The following is a 19736-nucleotide window of genomic DNA, read 5'->3' on the forward strand; positions in this document are numbered from 1 at the left end:
CCCCCCCCCCCCCCCCCCCCGCCCCGCCCCCCCCCCCCCCCCCCCCCCGCCCCCCCCCCCCCCCCCCCCCCCCCCCCCCCCCGCGCTCTGTGGTGCAGTACGGGGAGGTTCAGCGCGGGTTCTCGGCGCGCCGCGCGAGCAGCCGGCCGAGCACCGCGCCCAGGTCGTACCCGGCTGCCTCCACCGCCATGGGGAACATGGAGGTCTCGGTGAGACCGGGCGAGACGTTCACCTCGAGGAAGTGCACCTCGCCGTCCGGGGTGATGATCGCGTCGGTGCGCGAGAGGTCGGCCAGGCCGAGGACCTCGTGCACCCGGACGGCGACCTCGGCGGCGCGGGCTGCCGTCTGGTCGGGGATGCGGGCCGGTGCGTGGTACTCGGTGAGGCCCGGGGAGTAGCGGGAGCTGTAGTCGAAGACGCCGGACTCCGGCTCGATCTCGACGGCCGGCAACGCGATCGGCCCGTCGCCCAGGTCGACGACGGCGAGCGCCACCTCGACCCCCTCGACGTAGCGCTCGACCATCACGGTGTCGCCGTAGGCGAAGCAGCTGACCATCGCGGCCGGGAGGTCCTCGACGCGGCTGACTTTCTGCACGCCGAGCGCGGAGCCGCCCGAGGCGGGCTTGACCATCAGCGGCAGACCGAGGCGGGCCACCATCAGGTCCAGCACCGCGCCGGCCCCCAGCTCGCGGAACGTGCTGTGCGGGAGGGCGACCCAGTCCGGCGTGGTCACGCCCGCCGTGCGCACGACGGACTTGGCGGCCGGCTTGTCCCAGGCCAGCCGGCACGCGGCCGCCGGGGAGCCGACGTAGGGGACGCCGGCCAGGTCCAGCACCGCGCGGAGGGCCCCGTCCTCACCGGTGGCGCCGTGCAGCGCGATGAACACCGCGTCCGCCGGCGCGGCGGCGAGGCCGGGCAGCAGCTCGGCGTCGGCGTCACGGAGTTCGGCGTCCAGGCCGGCCCGGGTGAGCTCCTCCACCACCTGGGTGCCCGAGGAGAGGCTGACCTCCCGCTCGAAGGTCAGCCCGCCGGCGAGGACGATGGCCCGCAGCGGGTGGCGCTCCTGCGCTGCGCCGGGTTCTGCGGTGGGCGCGGTCTCGCTCATCGGCCGTCCTCGTACGTGTCGCTGTTCGCCGGACCGACCATCGACTCGGCGTCGTGGCCGGAGCCGGGGCGGATCGCCCGGAAGGTACCGGTGTCCACCTTGTCGAAGGTGGAGTGCAGGTCCAGCTCCGCCTCGACGACGCGGGACAGCCGGCGCACCCCCTCACGGATCTGGTCCGGCTCCGGGTAGCAGTAGGAGAGACGCATGTACTCCTGGCCGCTGCCATCGGCGTAGAAGCCGATGCCGGGGACGTAGGCGACGTGCGCGCCGACCGCTCGGGGCTGCATCAGCTTGGCGTCCAGGCCGGACGGCAGCCTCAGCCACACGTAGAAACCGCCGTCCGGGCGGGTCCACGTGGTGCCCGGCGGCATGAGCGCCGCCAGGGACTCCAGCGTGGCGTCGCGGCGCTCCCGGTAGAGCTCGGTGAAGAGCTTGATCTGCTCCCGCCACGGCTGGGTGTCCAGGTAGCGGGCGACCGCGTACTGGGTGAGCGACGGCGGGCAGAGCACCTGCGCCTCGGTGGCCAGGACCAGCTTCTCCCGGACGGCGAGGGGCGCGAGGACCCAACCCACCCGCAGCCCCGGCGAGAAGGTCTTGGAGAACGAGCCCAGGTAGATGACCCGCCGGGAGTCCCGGGCGCGCAGCGCGCGCATCGGCTCCCGGTCGAAGCCGAGGAGGCCGTAGGGGTTGTCCTCGATGATCAGCAGGTCCCAGCGCTCGGCGATCGCCATGATGGCCTCGCGGCGCGGTTCGGAGAGGGTGACACCGGCCGGGTTGTGGAAGTTCGGGACGGTGTAGAGGAACTTCACCCGGTCGCCGTTCGCCCGGCAGGCGGCCAGCGCCTCCTCGAGCGCCTCGGGGATCAGCCCGTCGTCGTCCATGGCGACGTGCCGGACCCGCGCCTCGGCGGACTGGAACACCCCGAGGGCGCCCACGTAGGACGGCGCCTCGGCGAGGATCACGTCACCAGGGTCGACGAAGACGCGGGTGACCAGGTCCAGCCCCTGCTGCGAGCCGACCGTCACCACGACCTCGCTCGGCGAGGCGTCGGTGATGCCTTCGAGCGCCATGACGTCGCAGATCCGCTCCCGGAGCCGCGGGTCCCCCTGGCCGGAGCCGTACTGGAGCGTCTGCGCGCCCATGCCGGAGACCAGGTCGCCGATCATCGAGCCGACGGCGTCCAGCGGGAGGGCGGTCACGGCCGGCATGCCACCGGCGAGCGAGACGACCTCGGGCCGGCTGACCACGGAGAAGAGCGCGCGGATCTCCGAGGTCTTCATCCCGTGGGTGCGTGCTGCGTAGCGGTCGGCCAGCGGGTCGAGCCGCGGATGACGCGGCGCGGGATGGGGGTGCGCACCCGGGTGCGCCCCCTGCTGTCCGGGACCGGCGGGGGAGCCGGGCGGGATGGTGGCCACCCCAGGAGTGTAGGCGCGGGCAGAACGGCGTTCGGGGAGACCACCGGAGTCGAGTGGACCGATCGGTCGCCTGCCCGCCAGGTGCTCTAGGCCTTCTCGGGGAGCACGAAGGTACCGGTCGCCGGGTCGGCCTCCGCCGGGAGGTAGAGCCGCTGCACGGCCGCCAGGACGCCGTGGGCGATGGCGCTGCGGACGCGGGCGTCCAGCAGCAGCAGCCGGTCCACGGGGTGGGAGAGGTAGCCGCAGTCGAGCCGGACGGCGGGCATGCGCGTCATGCGGAGCAGCTCCCACGTCTTCGGGTGGGAGCCGAGGTCGAGCATGCCGGTGCGGGCGACGGTCTCGCGGCGGACCAGGTTGGCGAACTGCTCGCCCACCGTGGAGGAGGCGCCGGACCCGGTGCCGTAGTAGTAGCTGGCCACCCCGCGGGCGTGCTCCGAGCCGTGGGCGTCCAGGTGCAGCGAGAGGAAGAGGTCGCCGCGGGCGTCGTTGGCGAAGGCGGTCCGCTCGGCGAGCGCCGGCCCCTGCCCGCGGCCCCGGGTGAGGTAGACGGTGGCGCCGGCCGCGGCCAGCCGCCCCTCGATGCGCGAGGCGAGATCGAAGACCAGGTCGGCCTCGGTGGTCTCGCCCACGGTGAAACCGGTGTCCTCGCCGCCGTGGCCGGCGTCGACGACGATGCGGCGGCCGATGAGGTGGGGACCGCTCTCGACGAAGGAGGCGCTCTGCCGCAGGAGCTGCGGGCGGCCGCCGGTGACCTTGCGGCCCAGCTGGCGCAGCGCGCGCAGCGTCGCCGGGCCGCAGGTGCCGTCGGAGGTGAGCCCGTAGTCGCGCTGGAAGGCCCGGAGCCCGAGCTCGGTCTCCGGGCCGAGGATCCCGTCGGCCCGTCCGGCGTCGTAGCCGAGCTCGAGCAGGCGCTCCTGCAGGTTGGTGACGTCGTCGCCCCGCATGGGCCGCTCGGGGTCGTAGCGCAGCAACCGGTCCCCCAGCGACCACCGGGCCTCGCTGAGCGCCCGGTAGGTCTCGTCCCCCACCCGGCCGTCGACCGAGAGGCCGCGGACCTGCTGGAAGTGGCGCACGGCGAGCTCGGTGGCGGAGTCGTACTCCGCCGACTCCAGCCCGGGGTCGAGGCCGTCCGGTGAGGCGGGGAGGAGACCCAGGCTGCGGAGCGCGGCGTGCACGTCGGCCACGGCCGGCCCGGAGTCCCCGCGCCTCAAGGGCTGCATGCGGCTGTCGGTTCCCATCACAGCTCCGCTGGGGAACTGGAAGGCTTCGCCGTTCTCATCATCGTGTCGCCGATTGTGGTCCCTCCCCGCCGGGACGGCGCACCGGGGGCGGGGGCGCGCCCTCCGGTACGACGCAGGCCCACCCGTCCGGTGGGACGGGTGGGCCTGGTGACGTGCTGGAACGGCTGGTGACGTGCTGGAACCGGCCTCTCTGCAGGGCCCCGCCGCGAGGGTGCGAGTGGTGGGGGGCCGAGAGGTCCTCTCAGAGGTAGTCGGCGAGGTCGTTCAGGATCGCGCCCTTGGGCTTGGCGCCGATGATGCTCTTGACCGGCTTGCCGCCCTGGAAGACCGTCATCGTCGGGATCGACATGACCTGGTAGTCACGGGCGATCTGCGGGTTCTCGTCGATGTTCAGCTTCGCGATGGTGAGCTTGTCGCCGTGCTCGGCGGCGATCTCCTCCAGCACGGGGGCGACCATCTTGCACGGCCCGCACCACTCCGCCCAGAAGTCGACGAGCACGGGCTTGTCGCTGCCCAGCACGTCGGTGGCGAAGCTGGAATCGGTGACCGTCACGGTGTTGCCTGCCATGGTCGTTCTCCCTCTCGGTCGACTGGCTCGTCGCTGGCGCTGACGAGATTGCCTGCCGGGACAACCGGCCGGACGGGCGGGTTATGCCCGGATCCGGCGCGCTCCCTGCAGGGCCTTGATCAGCGCTCGTCGAAGGTCTCGGCGAGCCACCGCTCGGCGTCGATCGCGGCGGCGGCACCCGTGCCGGCCGACGTGATCGCCTGGCGGTAGATGTGGTCGACGACGTCGCCGCAGGCGAAGACGCCGTCGATGTTGGTGCGCGTGGTGGGGTGGTCCACCTGGATGTAGCCCTCGTCGTCCAGCTTGAGCTGGCCGGCGAAGAGCTCGCTGCGCGGGTCGTGGCCGATGGCCACGAAGAGCCCGGTGACCGGCATCGTCTCGGTCGCGCCGGTGGTCGTGTCGGTGAGCTGCACCGCCGAGACGGTGGTGTCGCCCAGGACGTCGGTGACCTGCTTGCCGAGGGCCCAGCGGATCTTCTCGTTGTCCTGCGCCCGCTTCTGCATGATCTTCGAGGCGCGCAGCTCCTCGCGGCGGTGGACGACGGTGACGCTCTTGGCGAACCGGGTGAGGAAGGTGGCCTCCTCCATCGCCGAGTCACCGCCGCCGACGACGACGATGTCCTGGTCGCGGAAGAAGAAGCCGTCGCAGGTGGCGCAGGCGGAGACGCCCCGGCCGAGCAGCCGCTGCTCGTTGTCCAGGCCGAGGTAGCGGTACTTGGAGCCGGTGGCCACGATGACCGCGTGCGCGAGGTGCACCTCGTCGCCGACCTTGACGATCTTCGGCTCGGCGGTCAGGTCGACCTCGGTCACGTCCGACGGCACCAGCTCCGCCCCGAAGCGCTCCGCCTGGGTGCGCATGTCGTCCATGAGCTGGGGGCCCTGGATGCCCTCGGGGAACCCGGGGAAGTTCTCGACCTCGGTGGTGGTCATGAGGGCGCCACCGAACTGCGAGCCCTCGAACACCAGCGGGTGGAGGTTGGCCCGCGCGGCGTAGGTGGCCGCGGTGTACCCGGCGGGCCCGGAGCCGATGATGATCAGGTCACGGACGCCGTCGTGCTCGGCGGGCGGGATCACCGGCTGCGTCACCTCGCCGGTGGTCACGGCGGGGCCGGGGGTCGGCTGGTCTGCAGTCACGGGCGGCACAACCACGATCCTAGGGGCGCCATTCCCCGCGGCCCGTCCCGGCGGGGAGCAGGGTCCGCTCAGCCGGCGGTGCTGATCCCCACCTCGGCCAGCTGCGCGGAGAAGCCGTCCGGGCTGTCGGCCAGGCCGGTGATCCAGACGAGGACGTACCGGGCCGTCACGGGTTCGTCGAACGCGAGCTCGGTGCTCGGCTCGAGCGTCCCGGCGGCGGCGACGGCGAAGTCGTCGAGCGCGCCACCCTCGGCCTCGGCGGTGCGGATCTCGACGGTCGGGCCGGGCAGCGCCGTCTGGACGGTGACGCCGGAGAGGTCCTGGACGGAGCCCAGGTCGTAGAGGACACCGACGCCGGGCTTGAGGTTCCCGAAGGCAGGGGTGCCGCGGTAGGTGACGGTGGACCAGTTGGTGGCGGGGTCGCCGTCGTAGGAGAGCGGGACGTCGCCGTCGTTCTCCGGCTCGCCGTCGCCGAACGGGTCGAACACCTCCGCGGCGGTGATCGGGGCGACCGCTCCCGGTGCGGCGGCCGGGTCCTCGGCCGGCTCCCCGTCCGCGGCGGGGGCGCTGCTGGCCGGCGGGGTGGAGCCGCCGAGGTCCTCGTCCACCGCGTCGGTCACCGACAGGACGCTCGACCCGAACCACCACGCCAGTGCGATCACCACGAGCAGGGCGAGCAGCGGCAGGCCCACGACGACCAGCCGGTGCTTGCGGGCGCCGTCCTCCTCGTCGTACAGGGAGGCCGGCTCGGCGTACGGGTCGTCGTCGGAGCCCCCGCGGGCGCGCAGCACGCCGAAGGGCTCCTCCTCCTCGCCGGTGGGCCGGGCCGGGGGGAGCGCGTGGCCGGCCGCGATCGTGTCGCGGGCCGTGGGGGCCGCCGATGCGCCGTCGTCGGCGACCGGGCGCATCGGAGGGACCGGGGGCAGCGTGCCGGGCTCGCGCCGCACGGGTGCGGCGCCCTCTCCGCGGCGGTCCCGCGCGCGGCGGGAGCGCCGCCCGCCGTCGGGCTCCTCACCGCGGAGCGGGGCAGCCGAGGAGGTGGGCCCCGTCCGCGGCCGCTCGGCGAGCAGCGAGGCCATGGCGGCGACGCTGGACAGCCCCTGGCCCGGCTCGGTCGAGCGGGCCCGGCGGGCGAGCGCCACGAGGTCGGAGGGGCCGGTGACCGGCCGGGCGCCGGGACCGACGCCGGTGAGGCAGGCCTCGAGGAGCTCGCCGAGCGCGGTGATGTCGCCGTGCACCGTGCCGGAGGCCGCGGGCACCGCCCGCAGGCCGACCAGCCCGTTCGGGCGGAGGACGACGTTCTCCAGCGTCAGGCCGCCGACGGCCAGGCCCACGCGGTGCGCCTCGGCGACGCCCTCGGCGAGCCGGCGGAGCACCAGTCGCACGTCGCGCTCGGGCATCGGCCCCGAGCGCAGCCGCTCGGCCAGCGTCTCGCCGTCGATCCACTCGTTGACGACGTAGGCCGCGCCGCCCGGGGCGGCGTCCTCCCCCACCCGACCCACGCTGCCCTCGGAGGCGTCGTAGACCATCGCCAGCGCCGGGGTGGCCAGGCCGCCCGCGGTGAGCGCCCGGGTGATCCAGGCGTGCGCGGCGGGCCCGGCGGGGACGTGCACGCGGATGGCGACGTCGCGGTTCAGGACGCGGTCCTTGGCCCGCCAGCTCTGGATGACGCCGGTCGGCGTGGTCTCGTCGGGGCCGATCTGGTCCAGCGGGCGGTAGCGGTCGGGCAGTCCGGTGGTCGTGGACGCCATCGACACTGTCGACTCCCTGTGCTGCTCCGGCCGCCGAGGCGGACGCTCCGGCACGGTCGGCCCACCTGGCCGGTGCTCGGTCACCTGCGCCCCAGCCGGGCCCGCAGCGCAGCGACGGGCTCCCGGACCTCCGGAACGCGGGCCACCACCAGACCGGTCAGTGCGACGCCGCCGACGACCACGGTACCGATGACGACTTCGGCGAGCGAGCCTGCCGTCGAGCCTTCGCCCAGGTCGCCGGTCACGATCCGGACAAGACCGCCGGCCAGCCCGGCCACGATCGCGACCGCGGCGATCCGGGCCAGCGGCAGGAAGGTCTCGCGGGTGCGCAGCCCACCGAGCCGGCGGCGCAGCGCCAGGTCGCCGATGACCCACCCGGCGACGTAGGTGAGGCTGGTGGCGAGCATCAGCCCGGCCAGCACCAGGTCCGGGTCGACGACGACCGGGACGAGCAGGAGCAGCGGCACCCGGACGGCGACCATGCCGAGCTGGATGAGCGTCGGCGTGCGGGCGTCCTTCATCGCGTAGAAGACCCGCAGCTGCAGCAGGGTCACCGCCATCGGCAGCAGGCCGAAGGCGCCGACGGCCAGCGCGGTGCCGATGGCCCGGGCCTCGTCGGCCGACGTGTTGCCCCAGGCGAAGACCAGGACCCCCAGGGGAGGGCCGAGGACGGTCAGCGCGGCGGTCACGGGGAGCAGGCCGAGGGCCGAGAGCCGCGTGCCGAGGGACAGGTCCTGGACGACGCCCGGGACGTCGGAGCGCGCGGCGGCGCGGCTCATCCGCGGGACGAGGGCGGTCAGCAGCGCGACGCCGATGATCCCGTAGGGCATCTGGAAGAGCAGGCTCGCGTAGCCGAAGGCGGCAGAACCCAGGCCACCTTCGCGACCGGCCTCGTTGGCCACCCGGAGGGCCACCAGCACACCGGCCTGGCTCACGGCCACGTAGGCGATCACCCAGAGCCCGAGGGTGCCCGCCTCGCGCAGCCCGGTGTCGCGCAGGCCCCAGCGGGGTCGCAGCGGCACCCCGGCACGGCGCATGAGGGGCAGCAGCACGACCGCCTGCACGGCGATGCCCAGCACCGTGCCGACGCCGAGCAGCCACACGAGGCCGGCGGGGATGGTCGCCGGCGCCAGGGCGCCCGGACCGCTGGCCGCGAGGAACAGCAGCCCGGTGGCGATGACGACGACGTTGTTGAGCACCGGCGCCCAGGCCGGCGGGCCGAAGACCCCGCGGGAGTTCAGCACCGCCTGGGCGAAGGCGCCGAGCCCGTAGAAGACGATCTCGACCAGCAGGATGCGGGCCAGCCAGTTGGCCAGCCGGTACTGCTCCGGGTCCTCGTCGAGCCCGTACAGCGCGGTCAGCAGCGGTGCGGCGAGCACGGCCAGCACGGTCATCACCAGCAGGCCCGACAGCGCGATCGTGGCCAGCCGCTGGGCGTAGGCGACGCCGTCGTCGCGGTCCCGCTCCTGCGCGTGCACGAGCAGCGGGACGATCACCGACGTCAGCACGCCGCCCAGGAGCAGCTCGTAGACGATGTTGGGCAGCGTGTTCGCGGTGTTGTAGGCGTCGGCGACCAGCCCGACGCCGAGCGCCGCGGCGAGCACGATGGTGCGCAGCAGGCCGGTGATCCGGGAGACCAGGGTGGCGATCGCCATGGTCCCGGCGGCCCGCAGGATGCCCCCGCTGGCGCCGGGTGCGCCCTCGCGCCGCTCGACGTCCTCGTCGGTGTCCTGCTCGGCGCGGGGCACCGGCGGCAGGAGCGGCATGGGGAAGACCTGGGTGTCGTCCGCGGCCGGCACCCAGCGGTGCCGCAGCGGCGGCAGCGGCGGCACGGGGGCGGCCGGGCGCGCCGGCCGTGCGGGGGGCACGGGTGGCAACCGGGGCGGCGACGCCGGGGGGACGGCGCTGTCGACGACGGCCTCCGCGGGCCCCCCCTCGGCGGTGGGGGGCGCGGCGAAGACGGCGTCGCTCGGCGGCGTCGCCAGGTAGGGGGCCGGTGGCAGCGGCGCGGGCGACCCCCAGCTGCGGCGGCCCGGCGTCGCGCGGGTGGGCGCGGGCGGCGGGGGCAGCGGCAGCGGGCGGGGACGCTCGCCGTCCTCCGCGGCCTCGGGGCCGCCCTCGGTGGTGCCGGGTCGATCGCTCACACCGGGCTCCGGGTGGGTGCCGCGGAGAGACCGGGCGACGACGGGCCGGCGCCGGTGTCAGCCGGGACCGCGCCCCGCCGCCGGCGGAGCAGGAAGTGCACGAGCCGGCGCAGGAACAGCAGCGCGAGCAGCGACGCGGCACCGATGGTGATCGACAGCGAGATCGGCCCGTAGGCGGTGCTCTTCACCTGCATCTCCACGCGGTCCCCGAGGGGGCTGCCGGACGGGGTGGTGACCTGCGCGGTCACCCGGAACCCGCCCGAGCGCCGCAGCTCCGTCGGCACCTGGAGCGTCGTGCGCTGCTCGGGCGCCAGCGTCTGCACCCCGATGTCGCCGACGGTGAGGCCGCCGTTGGCCGGGGGGGCCACCTCCAGCCGGACGTCGACCGGGAACGGCAGGGGGTTGTCCACCGTCAGCACCAGCGGGGCGTCGCTCGAGGCGAGGCTGTAGGTGCCGTCCGCCGGGGCGACCACGCTGACCCGGTCCCGCAGGCGGTCGAAGGTGTCCTGCGCGTCGGCGGCGGCCGCCAGGAACTCCTCGGGGTCGTCGCGGTGCAGGACCGACGCGGCTCGGGCGATGCCGGCGTCGTAGGACTGCAGCGCCAGGTCGGCGTCCGCGGGGATCGCGCCGGCGAGATCCTCCCGGGCGGCCACGGCCTGGGAGAGGACCGCCAGCCCCGCGGGGTCCAGCGCGGTGTCCCGGTCCGGCTCGGCGAGCGTGCCGGCGTCGGCCGGCGGCGCGTCGCCGAGCGCGGCCACGCTGCCCGCCTGGAGCCAGGGCAGACCGGCCGTGTCGGCGATCATCGCGCCGGCGCCCTCCACCCCCACGTCGAGGTCGCGGGGCGGCGCGACGAGGACGGTCTGCCCGCTGCCGGGCGGCGCCTGCAGGGTCAGGGCGGCCAGCTCCGCCAGGTAGCGCTGCTCGGCGATCCGCGGACCGCCCTCCACCACCTCGGCGGTGCCGACGACGGCGCTCAGCGTCGGGTCGGCGACGAGCACGTCCAGCGCGCCGTCGCCGACCGGGACCGAGCTGCGGGCGATCGCGTCGGAGCCGTCCAGGCCCACGGCGGAGGCGCCGTCGGTGAGTGCGCCGCTGCCGAGGACGACCTGGTCGACGCCCCCGGCGCGCAGGGTGTCGAGGGTGGCGGCGTCGTAGGAGCCGTCCGGGGACCAGGCCAGGTCGGTGATCGGGGTGACGTCCAGGACGTCGGCGAGGATCGCCGCGCCGGCTCCGGTGCCGGAGGCGCCGGCCGGCTCGGCGGGTGCTGCCGGTGCGTCGACGGCCGGGTCGCCGGTGACCGGCGGGGGGCCGGGCGGGTCGTGCGCCGTGCCCTCCGGGGTGCCCGGCAGGCTGCGGGTGACGACGGCGGGCAGGCCTGCGGCGTGGAGGCTGTCGGCGTCGACGTCGCCGTAGGGCAGCGCCACCACCGGGCGCGTCGCCACCACCGCGCGCAGCCGGTCGAGGAACGCCCGCGCCGCCTCGGTGCCCGTTCCCGCGCCGGCCACCCCGTCGACGGCGTAGGGCCCGTCGGCCATGCGGGCCAGCTCCTCGACCAGGGCAGGGTCGATCGCCAGCGTGACCGGCAGCGGTGCGGTGGGCGCCGCCCCCGGCTGGGCCGCGGGCTGCCCGCCGGGCAGCCGCTCGATGACGGCCAGCGCGCGGTCGAGCCGGCCGCCCTCGCGCACGGCGTCGGCGAGCCCGTCGTCGAGGAAGGCGCCGGAGGCGTCGCGGTGGCTCGGCTCGGAGAGCGGCCACAGCCAGGCGACCGTCGTGCGCGAGGAGGGGACGACCGGCTGCTGGACCAGGAAGGTGGCCAGTTCGCCGACCCGGCGCTCCTGGTCGCCGTCCACGGTGCCGTTGACGTTGAAGAGGACCGGGTAGACGCCGTCCTGGTCCAGGCGCAGCTCGGCGGAGTCGACGGTGTAGCTGAACTCCACGCTGCCGCCGGGGGCGAGGACGCCGTCCACGGGGGCGAACTCCGGCTGCACGGTGGTCGCGGTGCCGGGGTCGCTGACCGCGGCGGCGAGGTCGGGGCGGTCGGTGAGCACGTCGCCGCGCTGCAGCCGGGCCCGGAGGCCGGTGATCGGGTCCGGGCCGGTGTTGGTCAGCGTGCCCGTGACCGTGATCAGCGAGCCCGGGGTCACCGTGCGGGGCTCGAAGCGGGCCACGTCGATGCGGACGGGCCGGTCGGCGGAGGTGGCCGCGTCCGAGGCGGTCGGGGCGGGGGCCGCCGCCGCGGGGGGAAGGGTGGTCGCGGGGGCGAGGAGCGGTCCGCCGAGCACCAGGGCGCCCGACAGCAGGGGGACGAGCGCGGCCGCACGCCGGACGGCGCCCTGCCGGGCGGGGGCGGCGGGGCGGCCACCGGCTCGGGTGGCAGCCGGCCGGGTCACGCGCTGTCGGCCAGGAGTCCGGGGGCGCGCTCGACCAGGGCGCGCTCGTCGGCGTACGCCAGCCGGGTGCTCAGCTCCTCCAGTGGCACCCAGGCGACCTCGGTGACCTCGACGTCGGCGTCCGAGAGCGCACCGCCGACCGCACGGAGCAGGAAGTGGTGCACGGTCTTGTGCACGCGGCGGCCCTCGGCGACGAACCAGAAATCGATGATCCCGAGCGGGGCGACGACCTCGCCGATGATGCCGGTCTCCTCGGCGACCTCCCGGACGGCGGTGTCCTCGGGGGTCTCGCCCGCCTCGATGTGCCCCTTCGGGAGCGACCAGAGCAGCCGGCCGCGGCGGTCGGTGCGGCCGATGAGGGCGGCACGGGGCCCGGTCACGCCGTCGTCGGCCACCACCAGGCCCCCGGCGGAGGTCTCGTCGACCCGGCGCAGCCGGCGGCCCGGGCGCCCTCGCCCGCCCGTCCCAGCCATGTCAGGAGGGTAGCGCGCCCCCGGCGTCGACTCCGGGAGCATCGCACCGTGAGGGCCCCGACGGGACGGAGCCCGGCCGGGTCGCTCCTCCGCCCGCACTACGCTGGCTCGTCGTGTCCGCCACCTCGCCGAGCCGGCCCGAGCCCGGGCCGGTGCCCCCGGCCGTCCAGGAGACCGTCCGCACGCTGGTGGACGTCTCGCCCGTGCTGATCGAGCTCGGGCAGCGGTTCGCCGCCGCCGGCTTCGAGGCCCACCTGGTCGGCGGCTCGGTGCGCGACGCCCTGCTGGCCGCCGCGGCCGGGGGCGGCCAGGTGGCCGGCGTGGTCCCCGGCGACCTCGACGTCACCACGGACGCCCGCCCGGAGCAGGTGCTCGACGTGCTGCGCGGGTGGGCGCGTTCCACGTGGAACACGGGCATCGCCTTCGGGACGGTGGGCGCCGATCTCGGCGGCGCGCGGGTCGAGATCACCACCTTCCGGGCGGACCGGTACGACCGCACCTCCCGCAACCCGGAGGTCGCGTGGGGCGACTCGCTCACCGACGACCTGGCCCGCCGGGACTTCACGGTCAACGCGATGGCGGTCTCCCTCGGCCCGGACCGCACGGTGACCGACCCCTTCGGTGGGCTGGGTGACCTGCTGGCGAAGCGGTTGCGCACCCCGGGCCCCGCGGTCGAGTCCTTCGCCGACGACCCGCTGCGCATGCTGCGCGCGGTCCGCTTCGTCGCCCAGCTCGGGCTGACGCCGGACGAGGAGGTGCTCGCCGCGATGTCCTCCCTCGCCGGCGAGCTCGCCCGGATCACCCCCGAGCGCGTGCAGGTGGAGCTGTCCAAGACGCTGCTGCAGGACGCGCCGCGGGCGGCGCTGGAGCTGTTCACCGCCACCGGCCTGGCCGACGTCGTGCTGCCGGAGCTCTCGGCGCTGCGCATGGAGATCGACGAGCACCACCAGCACAAGGACGTCTACGCCCACTCGCTGACCGTCCTCGATCAGGCGATCGCCCTGGAGAAGGCGGAGGGGCGGGCGGGGGAGGACGGAGCCCCGTCGCCCGACCTGGTCCTCCGGTTGGCCGCGCTGCTGCACGACATCGGCAAGCCCGCGACCCGCCGGCACGAGCCCGGCGGGCGGGTCTCCTTCCACCACCACGAGGTGGTCGGCGCCAAGCTGGTGCGCAAGCGGCTGATGGCGCTGCGGTACTCCAAGGAGGTCGTCGAGGCGGTCTCCCGGCTCACCTTCCTGCACCTGCGCTTCCACGGCTACGGGGACGGGCAGTGGACCGACTCCGCCGTCCGGCGCTACGTCACGGACGCCGGCGACCTGCTCCCCCGGCTGCACAAGCTCGTGCGGTCGGACTCGACGACCCGCAACAAGCGGCGCGCCGCCGCGCTGTCGGCGACCTACGACTCCCTGGAGCAGCGGATCGCCGAGCTCGCCGCGCAGGAGGACCTGGCGCGCGTGCGCCCCGACCTCGACGGCAACGCGATCATGGAGATCCTGGGTCTCGGGCCCGGTCCCGAGGTCGGTGCGGCGTGGCGCTTCCTGAAGGACCTGCGGCTCGAGCGGGGACCGCTGGACCGTGACGACGCCGAGGCCGCGCTGCGCGCGTGGTGGGCCGCCCGGCAGGGCTGACCGCCCCTCCGCTCAGCACCGGGCCATGCGGGCGTGCAGCAGCGCGGTGCCGACGTACCCCGCGCCGACGACGGTGAGCAGCGGCGGTGAGACCCCCGACTCGGGGAGGGTGAACGCCGCGGCGACGAGTGCGGCGACGTAGCCCACGTTGACGACGGTGTCGTAGACGGAGAAGACCCGGCCGCGGTGGTCGTCGTCGATCGACTCCTGCAGGGTCGCGTCGACGCAGATCTTCACGCCCTGACCCATGAGCCCGAGGACGAACCCGGCGAGCACGGCGGCCCAGGGCTGGAACAGCAGCCCGAGGCCGGCCTGGAGCAGCCCGCCCGTGGTCAGCAGGATGCCGATCCACGGCACCGTGCCGATGCGGCGCACGACGGGCGGGGTGGCGACGGCGGCAGTGAGCGTGCCGGCGGCGATCGCGGCGACGACCACGCCGAGCCCCACCAGGCCCCCGGGCAGCGGGCCGCTCCCGTCGACGAACGTGTTGCGGTAGAGCAGCAGGGTCATGAGCGTCAGCAGGCCGAACCAGACGCGGTGCAGGCCGATGGCGGTGAGCGCGGCGGCGGCCTGCCGGTGCGCCCACGCGTGCCGGGCACCGGAGGCCATGCCGGTCAGCACCTGCGCCGCCGACGTCCGCGCGGTGCGGGCCATGTGGTCGGGCCCGAGGTAGGCCCGCGTGAAGCCGGCGACGACCGCCGCGGCCGCGAGGTAGGGCACGGCGGAGGCGAGGGCCAGCGTGGCGTACCCGGCGTCGCCGGACCCGGTCAGCTGCAGCAGCGACAGCGCGGCTCCACCCCCGGCCACCGTGGCGACGGCGCCCGACGTCGTCGACAGGGCGTTCGCCGGGACGAGCGAGGACTCGTCGGTGGTGTGCGGGAGCCCGGCCGAGAGCGCGGAGAGCACGAACCGGTTCACCGAGAAGACGGCGAGCCCCGCGAGGTAGAAGGCCGGCCCCTGCACGCCGGCGAGCACGAGGGCGGCCACCACGGCCACGAGACCGGCGCGCAGCACGTTGGCGCGCAGGAGCACCTGCCGCCGGCTCCAGCGGTCCAGCCAGACGCCGGCGAACGGCCCGACGAACGAGTAGGGCAGCAGCAGGACGGCGAAGCCCGCGGCGACGTCGACGGGATCGGCGGCCCGCTGCGGGTTGAACAGCACCGTGCCCGCCAGCGCGGCCTGGAAGACGCCGTCCCCGAACTGGGAGAGCAACCGGGTGCCCAGCAGTCGGCGGAAGTCCCCGCGCACCAGAAGGCCGCGCACGGTCGTCCCCGCCCCCGCCACACGGCCAGCCTAGAGAAAGGACCCCGTGCCCCCCGCCACTCGCGAGCTCGCGGCGGGACCCTGCACGGGGCCGCCCGCGCCCCCCGCCACTCGCGAGCTCGCGGCGGGACCCTGCACGGGGCCGCCCGTGCCCCCGCCACTCGCGAGCTCGCGGCGGGACCCTGCACGGGGCCGCCCGTGCCCCCGCCACTCGCGAGCTCGCGGCGGGACCCTGCACGGGGCGCCCGCGCCCTCCGCGCGCAGGGCGGGCGGCCACCGGCGCCGACGTGGGGCACACTGAGAAGGATGTCGCCGGTGCCTCCCCCGCCCGAGCCCGAGTCCGGTCCGCCTGCACGGCCCGCGACCGGTCGCCGCCGTGCCGGCGCGGTCCCCCAGCTGTCGGTCGGCAGCCTGGACGACGTGCGGGCGGGCGCTCTCCTCGTGGCGATGCCGGCGCTCACCGAGCCCACGTTCGCCGGGGCGGTCGTCTACGTCCTGGACCACTCCGACACCGGCACGCTCGGCGTGGTGCTGGGTCAGCCCAGCCAGGTCCAGATCCGCGACGTGCTGCCCGGCTGGTGCGATCTGGCGGTGGAGCCGGGCGTCTTCCACGTGGGCGGGCCCTGCGAGACCGACACCGCGCTCTGCCTGGCGACGGCGGCGGTCGACGCCAGCGAACCCGGCCTGCGGTCCGTGGCCGGGGACGTCCACCTCGTCGACCTCGACGGGGACCCGGAGGCGCTCACCGGTCGCCTCTCGGGCCTGCGGGTGTTCGCGGGCTACGCGGGTTGGTCGCCCGGTCAGCTGGCCGGTGAGATCGCCGAAGGGGCGTGGGCCTGCGTGCCGAGCCGACCCGGCGACGTCCTCAGCGAGCTGTCCGGCCCCGAGCTGTGGCGGCGGGTGGTGGGCCGGCAGACCGGTCGCCTGGCCGTCCTCTCCTCCGCCACGCTGGACCCCACGGCCAACTGACGTCCCTCCCGGCTCGTGTCGGGCAGCGCGATCCGGCGTCGTCTGGTAGGAAAGAGCCCGGGAAGGGGCGGTCTGGGGAAGAGGCCGCCCCTTCCCGCTTCTCTGCGGTGACGACTCCCCGCCTCAGACCCCGAACGCCGCGGCGATCTCCGGGTGGTCCGTCGCCGCCGCCGTCTCCTCCGCCGTGGGGAGTGCCAGCCGGCGGGTGCCGTGCTCGGCGAGCGTGACCGTCACCTCGACGCCGCCCAGCGGGGTCCGGTACTGCACCAGCGTCCGGTCGGAGTCGTCCACCGCCACCGTGCGCTCCTCGCGGAGCCGGTACACCGTCGTCGGCCGGCCGTCGAGCGCCTGCTCCCCGTCCCACCGGTACGGGCCGTCCAGGAATGCCGACGGCGGGTCGGCCCGCTCCGCGGCGAGGTTCTGCAGCACCCGGACGAGCACGTCGAGCAGCGGCGGGTCCGCGGCGCCGGCCGGCAGGGTGCGGCGCAGGTAGGTCGCGTCCGGGGCGCCGTCGGCGGCGAGCGCCTCGGTCAGCCCGGGCACGTCGCCGGCCCAGAGGTCGTCGCGGTCGAAGAACAGGGTGCGGGTGTCCCGGTCCTCGCCCCCGACCGTCGTCACCGCCTGCGCCTGGCCGACCCCGCGGCGGAAATCGATCTGCCCGGTGAGGGTGAGCACCGCGTCGTCGGCGAAAGGGGCGGTGACGACGAAGTCCGCGCCGCCCTCCTGGTGGTTGCGGTGGAGCAGCTCGGCCAGGACGGCGGCGTCGTCCTCGGTGACCGGCTCACCGGCCTGCCGCTGGTCGCTGGTGCACCCGGCGAGGAGCAGGAGGGCCAGCCCGGCCGCGCCCGCCCGGGGGACGAGCTGTCGGCGGGCACGCATGCGGTGCAGCGTAGGCAGCCGATCGCCCCGGATCGGCGACGACGCGGCGGGGGCAAAGGAGGCTTTACCTGCGTCCTGGCCCCCAGGGACGTAGGTAAAGCCTCCTATGCCCGGTGGGGGCCTCAGCGCTCGATGTCGCCCCGGATGAACGCCTCGACGGCGTCACGGGCCTCGCTGTCGTCGTACTGCACCGGCGGGCTCTTCATGAAGTAGGAGGACGCCGACAGGATCGGGCCGCCGATGCCGCGGTCCTTGGCGATCTTCGCGGCGCGGACGGCGTCGATGATGATGCCGGCCGAGTTCGGGCTGTCCCAGACCTCGAGCTTGTACTCCAGGTTCAGCGGGACGTCGCCGAACGCGCGGCCCTCCAGGCGGACGTAGGCCCACTTGCGGTCGCTCAGCCACGGCACGTGGTCCGACGGGCCGATGTGCACGTTGCCCACGCCCATGTCGCGGTCGACCTGGCTGGTGACGGACTGGGTCTTGGAGATCTTCTTGGACTCCAGACGCTCGCGCTCGAGCATGTTCTTGAAGTCCATGTTGCCGCCGACGTTCAGCTGCATCGTGCGGTCGAGCTGCACGCCGCGGTCCTCGAACAGCTTGGCGAGCACCCGGTGGGTGATCGTGGCGCCGACCTGGCTCTTGATGTCGTCACCGACGATCGGCACGCCGGCGGCGGTGAACCTGTCCGCCCACTCCTTGGTGCCGGCGATGAAGACGGGGAGGGCGTTGACGAAGGCGACACCGGCGTCGAGCGCGGCCTGCGCGTAGAACTCGGCGGCCTGCTGGGAGCCGACGGGGAGGTAGCAGACGAGGACGTCGGCACCGGACTCGCGCAGGGCGGCGACGACGTCGACCGGCTGCTCGTCGGACTCCTCGATGGTCTCCCGGTAGTACTTGCCCAGGCCGTCGAGTGTGGTGCCGCGCTGCACCGTCACGCCCAGCGGCGGCACGTCGCAGATCGTGATGGTGTTGTTCTCGCTGGCCACGATGGCCTCGGAGAGGTCCCGGCCGACCTTCTTGGCGTCGACGTCGAACGCGGCGACGAACTCGATGTCGGAGACGTGGTACTCGCCGAACCGGACGTGCATCAGCCCCGGCACGGACGTCGTCTCGTCGGCGTCCCGGTAGTAGTGGACGCCCTGCACCAGCGAGGCGGCGCAGTTACCGACGCCGACGATGGCGACCTTGACTGACCCCATGACTCTCCTTCTCCCTGGACCGTTGGGCCCGTGTACGTGAACCGCGTGCGGTCCGGTGATGGCTGCGCCCGGGCGCGGAGGCCCCGGCGTGTTCAGGTGGTGATCGGCGGTGGCTTCGCCGCGATCGGGTCGGGCCGCGCGGTTCCGCCCGTCTCCTGTCGTGTCGTTCCTGGCTCCTGCGCCTCCGAGGACGCAGCTCCCGGCTCCGTCGCCTCCCGGCGCACCGCTCCCGGCTCCGTCGCCTCCCGGCGCACCGCTCCCGGCTCCGTCGCCTCCCGGCGCACCGCTCCCGGCTCCGTCGCCTCCCGGCGCACCGCTCCCGGCTCCGTCGCCTCCCGGCGCACCGCTCCTGGCTCCGTCGCCTCCCGGCGCTCGCTGTCGATGAGCTCCGACAGCCAGCGGACCTCCCTGTCCACCGACTCCAGGCCGTGCCGCTGGAGTTCGAGCGTGTAGCGGTCGAGCCGCTCGCGGGTCCGCGCCAGCGATGACCGCAGCCCCTCGCGCTGCCGCTCCACGGTGCGCCGGCGGCCCTCCAGGATCCGCAGCCGCACGTCGTGCGCCGTGTGCCGGAAGAAGGCCAGGCGGACGCCGAAGAACCCGCCGTCGTCGTAGGCCTCCGGGCCGGTCTGGCTGACCAGCTCGTGGAACCGCTCCTTGCCTTCCGCGGTGATCGTGTAGACCACCTTCCCGCGACGGCCGGTGAGCGGCGGTGCATCGGCCGGGAGCAGGGCGCGCGGGGTGGGCTCATCGGTGGAGATCAGCCCGGCGGCCTGCATCCGCCGGAGCGCGGGGTACAGCGATCCGTAGGAGATGCTGCGCAACCCACCGAGCACCGCGGCGAGCTGCTTGCGCAGCTCGTACCCGTGCATCGAGGCCTGGTGCAGCAGGCCGAGGATGGCGAACTCGAGCACGTCGCCCTCCCCGGGTGGTCCCTGTCGATCGATGTATCGGCACGATACATCGGGCAGTGCGCCCGTTCTACATGGAGGCGTGGGGCAGGTGGGTCACCCGGGGTGGGGAGGGCGCTCGGCGACCCCACGGACGCGGGCGCGGTGCGTACATTGGCCGCCGTGCCCGGACGTCGTTCCGTCGTGGACTACTCGCTGCAGCGGCGAGCCGTCCTGGCGGGAGTACATGCGGGCCGCACCGGGTTGTTCGAGGTGTGCGACGCGAGCCCGTACCTCTCACGGGCGGCGAAGTACCACGGAGAGCCGACCGACGCCGCGTGCCCGGTCTGCCGACGTGAGCGTCTCACCCTGGTGAACTACGTGTACGGCGAGCACCTCGGGCCGGTGGCCGGCCAGGCCAAGACCGAGGCCGAGCTCGCCCGCATGGACGCCGCCCAGGACGAGTTCTCCGTGTACCGGGTCGAGGTCTGCCGCGCCTGCGGCTGGAACCACCTCGACTGCTCGTACGTCCTCGGTGCCGAGCCCGAGCCGGGGCGCAAGCCCCGCGGCAGGCGCCGGACCGCTCCCGAGCGGTGACGGACGGGCCGGCTACCGGCCCCGACCGTGCCACCGGGCCCGCGACGGAGCGGGCCCGCTGCGCTGCCACAAGCTGAAGACGAAACGCTGC

General features: G+C 75.0%; 16 protein-coding genes. 3 read left to right on the forward strand and 13 right to left on the reverse strand.

Features of this window, described 5'->3' with window-relative positions; all coding sequences use genetic code 11:
- Nucleotides 1–109: 109 nt before the first annotated feature.
- The 9 genes from ACI79P_RS19515 to ACI79P_RS19555 all read right to left on the reverse strand — a co-directional run bounded on the left by ACI79P_RS19515 (nt 110) and on the right by ACI79P_RS19555 (nt 12220).
- Nucleotides 110–1105 carry a D-alanine--D-alanine ligase family protein gene (locus ACI79P_RS19515; protein WP_456582720.1) on the reverse strand — a complete coding sequence of 332 codons (996 nt, stop codon included), beginning with the start codon at nt 1103–1105 and terminating at the stop codon, nt 110–112.
- Complete coding sequence (locus ACI79P_RS19520) at nt 1102–2520, reverse strand: aminotransferase-like domain-containing protein (protein ID WP_456582721.1); 1419 nt, start codon at nt 2518–2520, stop codon at nt 1102–1104. The genes ACI79P_RS19515 and ACI79P_RS19520 overlap by 4 nt, the downstream gene beginning before the upstream one ends.
- An 86-nt stretch (nt 2521–2606) precedes the next feature.
- The gene (locus tag ACI79P_RS19525) at nt 2607–3758 is read right to left on the reverse strand and encodes an N-acetylmuramoyl-L-alanine amidase (RefSeq protein WP_456582722.1); all 1152 of its coding nucleotides are present in this window, start codon (nt 3756–3758) and stop codon (nt 2607–2609) included.
- Nucleotides 3759–4002: 244 nt separating this feature from the next.
- Nucleotides 4003–4329 carry a thioredoxin gene (trxA, locus tag ACI79P_RS19530; protein ID WP_091930864.1) on the reverse strand — a complete coding sequence of 109 codons (327 nt, stop codon included), beginning with the start codon at nt 4327–4329 and terminating at the stop codon, nt 4003–4005.
- A 119-nt stretch (nt 4330–4448) separates the two neighbouring features.
- Nucleotides 4449–5462, reverse strand: a complete 1014-nt coding sequence (gene trxB / locus ACI79P_RS19535; RefSeq protein WP_456582723.1) for a thioredoxin-disulfide reductase — start codon at nt 5460–5462, stop codon at nt 4449–4451.
- Nucleotides 5463–5530: 68 nt separating this feature from the next.
- A complete protein-coding gene (locus ACI79P_RS19540) occupies nt 5531–7213 on the reverse strand; it encodes a hypothetical protein (RefSeq protein ID WP_456582724.1) in 1683 nt (560 codons plus the stop codon).
- An 80-nt stretch (nt 7214–7293) separates the two neighbouring features.
- Complete coding sequence (murJ, locus tag ACI79P_RS19545) at nt 7294–9357, reverse strand: murein biosynthesis integral membrane protein MurJ (RefSeq protein ID WP_456582725.1); 2064 nt, start codon at nt 9355–9357, stop codon at nt 7294–7296.
- A complete protein-coding gene (locus ACI79P_RS19550) occupies nt 9354–11747 on the reverse strand; it encodes a DUF6049 family protein (RefSeq protein ID WP_456582726.1) in 2394 nt (797 codons plus the stop codon). Before ACI79P_RS19550 ends, murJ begins: the two co-directional genes overlap by 4 nt.
- Nucleotides 11744–12220, reverse strand: coding sequence for an NUDIX hydrolase (locus ACI79P_RS19555; RefSeq protein ID WP_091930860.1), 477 nt, complete (start codon nt 12218–12220; stop codon nt 11744–11746). Before ACI79P_RS19555 ends, ACI79P_RS19550 begins: the two co-directional genes overlap by 4 nt.
- Before the next feature lie 113 nt (nt 12221–12333).
- Here ACI79P_RS19555 and ACI79P_RS19560 point away from each other — a divergent pair, with 113 nt between their 5' ends.
- Nucleotides 12334–13848 carry a CCA tRNA nucleotidyltransferase gene (locus tag ACI79P_RS19560; protein ID WP_456582727.1) on the forward strand — a complete coding sequence of 505 codons (1515 nt, stop codon included), beginning with the start codon at nt 12334–12336 and terminating at the stop codon, nt 13846–13848.
- A gap of 12 nt (nt 13849–13860) precedes the next feature.
- Here the strand turns inward: ACI79P_RS19560 and ACI79P_RS19565 are convergent, their stop codons facing one another.
- The gene (locus ACI79P_RS19565; protein ID WP_456582728.1) at nt 13861–15111 is read right to left on the reverse strand and encodes an MFS transporter; all 1251 of its coding nucleotides are present in this window, start codon (nt 15109–15111) and stop codon (nt 13861–13863) included.
- Between the two features lie 315 nt (nt 15112–15426).
- Here ACI79P_RS19565 and ACI79P_RS19570 point away from each other — a divergent pair, with 315 nt between their 5' ends.
- Entirely contained in the window at nt 15427–16080 is a 654-nt protein-coding gene (locus tag ACI79P_RS19570; protein ID WP_456582729.1) for a YqgE/AlgH family protein, read from the forward strand.
- 123 nt (nt 16081–16203) lie between these two features.
- On the opposite strand, the gene ACI79P_RS19575 is transcribed toward ACI79P_RS19570, so the two are convergent.
- From ACI79P_RS19575 to ACI79P_RS19585, 3 genes are all read right to left on the reverse strand, one after another.
- The gene (locus ACI79P_RS19575; protein ID WP_456582730.1) at nt 16204–16959 is read right to left on the reverse strand and encodes a hypothetical protein; all 756 of its coding nucleotides are present in this window, start codon (nt 16957–16959) and stop codon (nt 16204–16206) included.
- Between the two features lie 122 nt (nt 16960–17081).
- On the reverse strand, nt 17082–18161 hold the full coding sequence (locus ACI79P_RS19580) for an inositol-3-phosphate synthase (RefSeq protein WP_456582731.1): 1080 nt from the start codon (nt 18159–18161) through the stop codon (nt 17082–17084).
- A gap of 92 nt (nt 18162–18253) precedes the next feature.
- Nucleotides 18254–19072 carry a helix-turn-helix transcriptional regulator gene (locus ACI79P_RS19585; RefSeq protein WP_456582732.1) on the reverse strand — a complete coding sequence of 273 codons (819 nt, stop codon included), beginning with the start codon at nt 19070–19072 and terminating at the stop codon, nt 18254–18256.
- A 159-nt stretch (nt 19073–19231) separates the two neighbouring features.
- Between ACI79P_RS19585 and ACI79P_RS19590 the strand changes: the two genes are divergently transcribed.
- Nucleotides 19232–19645, forward strand: a complete 414-nt coding sequence (locus ACI79P_RS19590; RefSeq protein ID WP_456582733.1) for a DUF5318 family protein — start codon at nt 19232–19234, stop codon at nt 19643–19645.
- Nucleotides 19646–19736 lie beyond the last annotated feature (91 nt).

The organism is Blastococcus sp. SYSU DS0510 (genome assembly GCF_054050835.1).